This is a genomic window from Rhodothermales bacterium (assembly GCA_013002345.1).
In the GTDB taxonomy this organism is placed as follows: Bacteria; Bacteroidota; Rhodothermia; order Rhodothermales; family JABDKH01; genus JABDKH01.
The window spans coordinates 1-8536 of sequence record JABDKH010000177.1; the positions used below are offsets into that span (position 1 = coordinate 1).

At 58.7% G+C, this 8536-nt stretch carries 8 protein-coding genes; 4 read left to right on the top strand and 4 right to left on the bottom strand.

Annotated features, from left to right (window positions below):
- The 3 genes from HKN37_08845 to HKN37_08855 form a co-directional block, all read right to left on the bottom strand.
- Positions 1 to 267 (bottom strand): oligopeptidase B (locus HKN37_08845; GenBank protein ID NNE46754.1); only part of this gene is annotated, 267 nt, incomplete at its 3' end.
- Between the two features lie 140 nt (positions 268 to 407).
- Entirely contained in the window at positions 408 to 1091 is a 684-nt protein-coding gene (locus tag HKN37_08850; GenBank protein ID NNE46755.1) for a metal-dependent hydrolase, read from the bottom strand.
- Between the two features lie 130 nt (positions 1092 to 1221).
- Entirely contained in the window at positions 1222 to 2829 is a 1608-nt protein-coding gene (locus HKN37_08855) for a T9SS type A sorting domain-containing protein (GenBank protein ID NNE46756.1), read from the bottom strand.
- 383 nt (positions 2830 to 3212) lie between these two features.
- On the opposite strand from HKN37_08855, the gene HKN37_08860 reads away from it, so the two are divergent.
- From HKN37_08860 to HKN37_08875, 4 genes are all read left to right on the top strand, one after another.
- Entirely contained in the window at positions 3213 to 4340 is a 1128-nt protein-coding gene (locus tag HKN37_08860) for an ATP-dependent 6-phosphofructokinase (GenBank protein ID NNE46757.1), read from the top strand.
- A complete protein-coding gene (locus HKN37_08865) occupies positions 4297 to 5022 on the top strand; it encodes a deoxynucleoside kinase (GenBank protein NNE46758.1) in 726 nt (241 codons plus the stop codon). Before HKN37_08860 ends, HKN37_08865 begins: the two co-directional genes overlap by 44 nt.
- Entirely contained in the window at positions 5019 to 7082 is a 2064-nt protein-coding gene (locus tag HKN37_08870) for a hypothetical protein (protein NNE46759.1), read from the top strand. Before HKN37_08865 ends, HKN37_08870 begins: the two co-directional genes overlap by 4 nt.
- Positions 7083 to 7156: 74 nt before the next feature.
- Positions 7157 to 8017 (top strand): EcsC family protein, encoded by an 861-nt coding sequence (locus HKN37_08875; GenBank protein NNE46760.1) that lies wholly within the window; start codon positions 7157 to 7159, stop codon positions 8015 to 8017.
- Between the two features lie 10 nt (positions 8018 to 8027).
- Here HKN37_08875 and HKN37_08880 read toward each other — a convergent pair.
- Positions 8028 to 8536, bottom strand: a 509-nt coding sequence (locus HKN37_08880) for an RsmB/NOP family class I SAM-dependent RNA methyltransferase (protein ID NNE46761.1), incomplete at its 5' end; no start/stop codon positions are given.

The window sequence follows — 8536 nt, forward strand, 5'->3', positions numbered from 1 at the left end:
CTCCTTACCGTCCTCGTATCGAACGTAGTAGTAATGGTCCCCGGTGCGGTACGGAACGGTCGAATCGTCTTGCTTTATCCTGGCCTTGATCTCGTCGAAGATCGTCTGCTGCAGATCTTTCGTGTGCGCCATGACCTGATCGAGATAGGCATTCTCGGCTTCCAGGTAGTTGATGGTGGCGGGATTGTCCCTCTCCTTCAGCCAGTAGTACTCGTCCACGCGAACATCTCCATGCTTTTCGAGAGACGTCGGGTGCACCTCTGCCATCGGCGCGACGAGATCTTGCGACTGCCCACTCGCGGGGTACAGCAGAAGCGGTATCGCGAGCCAGACCATATGGGACCTGAGACCCATCTTGTGCGCTTTCCCAGACATACATCGATCCTCCAGTATGAATCGTTAGTGACCTAGAACTCCATCGTGGCTCCCGGATCCAACACGCGTGCCACGTAGCCTTCAGCTGCCACTCTGTCCGCCCACGCGGCAGCGTCAACCTCGATGGGCGGGAACGTACCGTAGTGGACCGGCACCGAGACATTAGGCTTGATCATGCGTATCGCTCGGAGCGATTCCTTCGGCCCCATGGTGAAGCAGTCGCCGATCGGAATCATGGCCACATCCACGTCGTGATCCGTTCCAATCCACTCCATCTCTGCAAACGGACACGTATCGCCAAGCGCGTAGACGCACTTGTCATCTGCATGAACGATGTAGCCGTTGGGATTGCCTCCATACGTGCCATCCGGAAATGAGGAGGAGTGCCTGGCATACGTCTGGATAACCTTTCCCCATTCGAAACGCCACTCGCCTCCGGTATTCATAGGTTGTACGGCACTGTGTTCGTTCGCCTGCACATACGAGATGATCTCGAAGTTGGCTACGACAATGGCGCCGCTGCGCTTTGCAATCGTCAGCGTGTCTCCCCAGTGATCGCCGTGAGCGTGAGTGAGCAAAATGACGTCCGGGTTCAGGTCGCCCGGCAGCACCACACCTTCGGCATGCGGGTTACCTGTAATGAACGGATCCACAAGGATGGTCGCTCCCGACGATATGATCTCGAAAGCAGAATGACCGAAGTACCTGATTTTCATGATTGTGCGCTATGTCTGTAGAGTACCGCCTTTCGCTTGAGTCAACCGAAGATAGCGGCCGATCAGGCTCGTCGCAGGAGACGTGAGGATCACCCTTACCTGCAGATCAGGGTCGCCCGACAGTGGCGGGCTAGCGCGTCAGGGTCAGCGTTTTCGTCCGGACCACTTCGTCGGTCTGCAGTCGTACGAAATACGTGCCGCTCGGCAGGTCGCCGGCGACGAACAGTACTTCATGAATCCCGGGAGCTGCGACGCCCTCAGCGAGCAGAGCCACCCGCTGTCCGGACAGGTCCCAGACTGACACACTCAAGTACTCGGGCTCTACCACCTCGTAGCGAATCGTAGTCTGTCCGCTAAACGGGTTGGGGAAATTCGCAATCAGCGTGCTTGTGGCCGAAGGAAGTTCTTCGCCGCCAAGGCCGGCCTTGAGCGTCCCCGAGCTTCGCACTGCACCATTGGAGAGAATCTGCTTTATGCGATAGTAAATTACCCCTTCCGGAGCCTCGTCGTCGGCGTAGTCAAAGGATGTGACAGATCTGTCCGGGACCGTCCTACCGATCTCCTGGAATTCAGACCCATCACTGGATCGCTCCACAACGAATGCAGCCGTGTTGCGATTACTCGATTCCCAACTGACCAAGACCGTTCCGCCTTCCATCGACGCCGACAGGTTTTCGACCGGGTCGTAGAAAAGGAAGTCGGACCGTTCACGCGGTATCTGCGCGCCGCTCAGTACCAGATCGCGCGACATTGTCTCCTCGAAACTGAGCGCGACCATTCCTGCAACCTGCGGAATGGTTTCGCCGAGACTGGCGGAAATCTGCCTGATCGTTCTGGCCGTGGGCCAGAACCGAACGAAATCCAGGTTTCCAACGAATCCCCAACTTCGAGGCCCGGATGTATCCGACTCCCTGATACACCGGCCTCCGAGACACAACGTGGCATTTGCGCCTTTCGCGGTTGGATCCGTGTGGCCGAACAACGAGTCTGCGGGCGCGCCGTCGATCAGCAAGCGCGTCCATCCGCGCACTTCATCGTGGACAACCGCCATGTGATGCCACTGTCCATCTGCGACCGGCCGGCCACTCGACATGGACAGGTGTCTGCCGGGCTCGCCCCTGTAGTACTGTAGACGTCCGTCCGGCGCAATCTCAATTTCGATCGGATAGCCGGCTTCTTCATCTCCGTTCCACGTGGACATGATGACCTGGTCGAGACCCGTGGTCTTGAGCCAGAACTCGGCCGTATAGGAGCGATCTCCCGTGAACACAGGAAGGCGACGACCTCGCAGTTCGATTCGGCTGCTACCACCGAACACCGCCATCATGTTCGACTCGTCCATGTGCGAGGGCTCCGTACTCAGCGCCTCTCGAAGCGCCAGGGCCAACTCCGCCTTCGGCTCTTCACCGGCCACAGCCACGACGCTGGGTGTCAGACTCAACATCCCTCTGCTTGCGTACTTCGGCGCAGAGAGCTTGAGGACAATAGACTGCGGGCCCGCTTCGGGATTCTCGGACGTGATACGATACACCGCGTCGTCGGCATCCAGAGACCATGAGGCCGGATGTCGGCGGCCGGCTCGGACAACCGCCACATCAACGAGCTTCCAGCCTCCGGGAAGGCTCAGTGCTCCTCCCATGAGCGGTTCGGAGCCATCCCACTCGACGTAGATATTACCCTGGTCGCCCTCTGCAAAGACGGGTCTCGCATCCGTAAGGCGCAGTTGGCCGAAGGCCAAATTCGCACCGAGGCCGCAAGCGAGCGCCAGACTCAACGAGAGCCAGAGACGCGCAGGCCGCAGAAGTGATATGCCTGAAGGGACCAAAGCAGAAGACGGCGAATGCCGTGTTGATAGAACAACCTGCGTCCCGAACTGTCGACGATCGGCTGATAGACAGTGGTAGTCGGCCTGAATGATAGACCTCGGAATCGACTTCTGTCAAATGAATACCGGCAGGCACTGGCTTTCGTATCTTCATAAAACACTCAATTCGAAGATGTTTACCCTATGTCTGACGGCATGTTGACCGACTCTTGAGACCCACTTCGAGCGGTTCATTATGCGGGAACCAGGCGGGTCTGGTGCAGGATTATTGACAAATTGGAAGCGTAACCAAGACTATGTCCCAACGTTTTCGCGTAGGTGTGCTAACGGGCGGCGGTGACTGCCCGGGTTTGAATGCCGTAATTCGCGCAGTGACGAAAAGCCTCATCCTCCAGCACAATGCGCAGGTCATTGGCTTTGAGGATGGTTTCCTTGGCTTGATCGAGCGGCGGATCCGGCCGCTGTCATACTCGGACGTGAGCGGAATTCTCACCCGCGGGGGGACCATACTGGGCACGAGCAACAAGGCGAACCCCTTCAACTACCACGAGCGGGGCGGTGCAGACGTCTCGGCGCAGGTGGCGAGGAACTATGAAGAGCTCGGGCTGCGCGCTCTGATTACGATAGGGGGTGACGGGACCATGTCGATCTCCCATCGACTGAACGAGATGGGAATAAAGGTCGTGGGTGTGCCCAAAACGATTGACAACGATCTCGTGGGTACCGAGCGGACCTTCGGATTCGACACCGCTGTTTCGATCGCAACCGAAGCCATTGACCGTCTCCACACGACTGCGCAGAGTCACAACCGCGTGATGATCATTGAAACGATGGGGCGCTATGCTGGCTGGATTGCACTATTTGCCGGCACAGCCGGTGGCGCCGACATCATCCTGATGCCCGAACTCGACTACGACATTGAATCGGTCGCACGCATCTGCCGGGAGCGCGAGATGGGAGGACAGAATTTCACGATCATTGCGATCGCTGAGGGAGCCAAGCCGGTCGGTGGTGAACTGACGGTCAAGCGTGTCATCGCGGACAGTCCGGATCCGGTGCGCCTCGGAGGGATCGGGTATGTTCTCGGCGACCAGCTGCGCGGACTCATTCGCAGCGAGGTGCGTACGTCGGTGCTGGGACACATACAGCGAGGGGGAACACCGACGGCGTACGATCGAAATCTCGCCACGGCGTACGGATCGTTTGCCGCCTCGATGGTGATCGACGGACGATTTGGCCGCATGGTCGCTCTTCAGGGAAATCAATTAACTTCTGTCCGCCTCGAAGAGGTAGCAAACAAAACCAGAACGGTTCCAATGGACACACCGATGGTGGCAGCTGCACTCGCGGTCGGCACTTCGTTCGGAATTCCGGGAATGGATGTCCGCTTCGAAGGTCACGAAACTTCCGGCTCCGTATCCTGACCACTTAACTTCTCGACGCGTGAGCGACAACAACAACAAGAAATTTGTAGCTATTGCGGGCAACATCGGGGCCGGCAAAAGCACACTGACCGGTTTCATCAGCGATTACTTCCAGTGGGATGCTCTCTACGAGCGCGTCGACGACAATCCGTATCTGTCGGACTTTTACGACGACATGGAGCGATGGTCATTCAACCTGCAGGTCTTTTTTCTCTCCAGTCGCTTCAATCATCAGCGCAAGATCGAGCTCGCACCACAGTCAGTCGTCCAGGACAGGTCCATCTACGAGGACGCTGAGATCTTTGCTCGCAATCTGTACGAGATGGGCTTCATGACGGAGCGTGACTTTACCAACTACCAGGACCTGTTCGCGATCATGACGTCGTATCTGCGCCCTCCGGATTTGCTGGTGTACCTGCGAGCGTCCGTGCCGACACTGGTGAAGCACATTGAGTCGCGTGGGCGTGACTTTGAATCCACCATCCGAATCGAGTACCTGAAGAAACTCAACGTTCATTACGAGAACTGGATTGAGAGGTACGATCTCGGACCGAAACTGGTCATTGACGTCGACACGATTGATTTCGTCAACGAAGACGAACATCGCCGAGAAGTCCTCGGCCAAATTGAGGGCCGCCTGTTTGGCCTTTTCCCGGAATCTGCCCCGAAGCTGAGCCTTTGACTCGATCCGACCTTGAACCCCGGCCGCGCCGCGACCTCTTCGTGCGGGTTGCTTTTCTGGCGATTCTGATCGCGTTCGCCTCCCTGTCGCCCACGCGAGCACAGGAGGCAGCCCCGGCCGACTCCGTGTCGACGGCACCTCCAGATACGAACGCGACGATAGTGGGACCGGCGCCGGCCAGGCCCGCCTCTCCCCTGGCGATACCGGATTCAGCCCGCTCGGTGTGGCCGGAGAGCTTCAGGATTCCGATCGCTGCCCGCATCCCGGCCCGCACGCCTTCGCTCGAGTTGACCGACATGTTGCGCGACGAGCCGACGTCCATGCTGTACGACCTTGGCTCGTATGGTTGGCCGCACGGCTGGAGTCCGGCGGGGCTATCGCCGCAGCATGTTGGACTCGTCTGGAGCGGCATTCCATTTCGGGACCTATTCACAGGCCGCCCGCTCTACGATCTGCTGCCACTGGCTTCTGCCGGGACGCCGTCAATCGAGTATGCGCCCGACGACGGAAGCCCCGCAGGCCTCCGTGTCAGCACGCTCGTCGACTACGAGAAGACCGCCGACCCGCTGACAGAGCTTCGCTACCAGACAGGCAGCGGCCTGCAGAAGGTCTCGGGCCTCCACACGCAAAATCGACGGCTTGCGGTGGGCGGGCGTGACGGAGTGTTGAACCTGTTGTTCTCGTACGGGGGCGAAAGCGCGGACGGCGAGTATCCGGGAAGTCGCCTCACCCAGGGACGGCAGATCTACAGCCGCGTCAAGTTCCTGCGGCCTGGATGGAGCCTGGAGCTCGGCGATCTCTACAACAAGCGATCGGTGGGCGCCCACGGAGGAGTGGTTCCGCGCATCACCAACGATTTTGAATCGATCTACCAGAGACTTGGGGCCACCGTAATCGATTCGGACGCTCGCAGGTCGACAAAACGCAATGACGTGTTCGCGACATTCCGACGTGATCGAACGGGTGCGAGAAGAAACGTGACGTCAGCGACCGCAGGCTACTCCAGTCAGCGGTTTGAGTACCGGCGGCAGGCCGACACCCTGACGGTGCGATCAACCGCTCTCTTCTTTAAACTCTCGCACGCTCTCGCACGGACGAGGCACCGCTTGACGTTTGATATAGACGGATCCACGAATACCACAAGCCCCCGATCCGACGAACTCGTGTTTGCGAACGAAACGGATTCGCGGCTCCTTGCCACGGCCACCGAGGAGATACGTTTTGGAGCGCTGCACGCTCTGGCAAAACTGGGGATTGAGACCAGAAGTGATGGTACGCAACTTGTGGCCAAAGCCGCTGTTCGGCAGTCCTTCGGGCCGGCCCTCTTTGGCCTGGAGGCATCGCAGACCGCGCAACCGATCAGCCAGATCGACCGGACCGGACTCGGCCCGTTCCTGGCTCCCATCGATGAAGTACCTATCGGCCCGAATCGGCTTGTGCGAACGACCCTCTCCGTCGCCGCCGGACCCCTCGACCTCACCGTGCTCGGAACGCTCACGGGCAACGCGACCTGGACCGACTATTTCGCAACGGAAGATCCGGATTCCGTACGCGCCGCCGTGGGAACGGGAACGCTGCGAGTCGTGTCGGCCGGTCTCGATTTCGGATATCGTCGTCAAGCGCAACGCGGTTTCTACTTCAAAGCTCAACCAACGGTCTTTGGCGTATCGAAAACCGAGGACGCTTTGCAGGAGCTGTATCGTTCAACGGTCCCGGATTTCTACGCGGTGGCGAGTCTCGGAATGCGCTACCTGATCTTCCAGCGTGACCTCGATCTCGACATCTCCATCCGGGGTCGGTTCTGGAGCGAATTCGCGGGACGCGCCTTTCATCCGCAGAGCGGCCTTCTGGTTATCCCGGTCGAAGGCGCCCGGCCGGTCGAATCGTCAGCGACCCTCGATCTGGTTTTGACCGGCGGCGTAAGAACCGCCACGCTGTTCCTGGCATACGAGAATTTCCTGTCAGGAACGTCGTTCCTGCCCGGAAATCTGCTGGTGCCGGTGTATCCACTCGCCGAGAAGCGGATTCGATTTGGTGTGTTCTGGCCGATCCAGAACTGATCGAAGAACGTCGGTGTAGCAAATGTCGATTCGATACGTAGGCGCGACAACACAGGCACAACCATCATCGCTTCATGACCGGCACTCAACTCGCTCCTTCGCCCTCCGCTTACGAGCTGCAGGCCATCCGTGAGATCCACGAGTGGAGTCGGCCCGACCATTCCTGGTTCGGGGTGTTCAAGAGACACCTGAACGACGCCTATAATTTCACTGCGGATCAGGTCCGCAGAATCCCGGGCGTTGACTGGACGATCGAGAATGTCATCTCCGGACTCATACGGCTCATCAACGAGATCACCCACGACTGGTTACCGTCCCAGTCCATCCTTGACAAGTATCGGGCGGCCGGTCACTCGATACGCGACGTGCATGACATCCGCACTCTCGACCTTCAAGAGATTGACACTGCGGTCGCCGGACTGTCGGCACGCTATCGAAATCTCGCGGCAGCGGAGGGCGCGGTGGCAGGAATCGCCGGGGCCGCCGGCATACCAACGGATATTGTCGCTCTCGTTGCAATGAATCTTCGCGCTGCAGGAGAGTTTGCGATCCATTACGGATTCGATATTTCGAGCGACGTCGAGCGCTTGTACGCGTTATCGCTGCTCGATCACGCGGCCAGACCAAGTACGAAGGCGAAGGACATCGCCATGTCGCCGATCATCAAGATCACGAATCGCCTCGCGAGAATGCAGGCGCTCGAAGTGATAGAGCAGATCGCCGTCAGCAAGGCCGTGACTCGTATTGCGCGCTCTATCGGACTGAACCTGACGCGTGCCAAACTCGCGCAGTTGGCACCCGTTACCGGTGCGGTAATCGGAGGCGGGTACAATGCCTATTACACAAGCAAGGTGTGCGACACCGCCTATTATTCGTTCCGCCGGCGGTTTCTCGTGAACAAGTACGGCGAGCACGTGGTCGATCGAAGGACCTAGACAGACCCACTCAAGGAGTCACGGTTGATTCCGTCTTCTCGATGCAGCAGACGAAGAACCCGTCCATGAGGTCGTCGGGCACGATGCGGCCGGCCAGACTCAGATCATCCGAAAAAACCCGTCCTTCCCATTCGGTCAGACCCGCACGCAGAGCCGCAATATCCATGGTGATCGGAACGATCCGCAGTGCTTGCGGGAATTTCTTCATGAGCTTGTTGACCACGACCTCGTTCTCTTCGGGAGCGAACGAACAGGTGGAGTAAACCAACCTCCCGCCTGGCTTGAGACATTGAATTCCTGAATACAGGAGACGGCGTTGCTTGCGGGAAGCGTCACGAATCTTCTTCAGGCTCCAGTAGCGTGTGGTCTCAGGATTGTCGGCTCGGAATCGACCCTCACTTGAGCACGGAGCATCGAGCAGGACGCGATCAAAGTACTCGGGGCGATGGCGCCACGTGAGGGTTCCGTCCTGAAAGAATGGCCGCACATTCTCCGCGGCATGCAGCCGCATGTTCTCAC

Excerpts from the sequence above, each read along its gene's own strand:
- HKN37_08850 (NNE46755.1), bottom strand. The coding sequence starts at position 1,091 with ATGAAAATCAGGTACTTCGGTCATTCTGCTTTCGAGATCATATCGTCG.
- HKN37_08860 (NNE46757.1), top strand. The coding sequence starts at position 3,213 with ATGTCCCAACGTTTTCGCGTAGGTGTGCTAACGGGCGGCGGTGACTGC.
- HKN37_08865 (NNE46758.1), top strand. The coding sequence starts at position 4,297 with ATGTCCGCTTCGAAGGTCACGAAACTTCCGGCTCCGTATCCTGACCAC.
- HKN37_08875 (NNE46760.1), top strand. The coding sequence starts at position 7,157 with ATGACCGGCACTCAACTCGCTCCTTCGCCCTCCGCTTACGAGCTGCAG.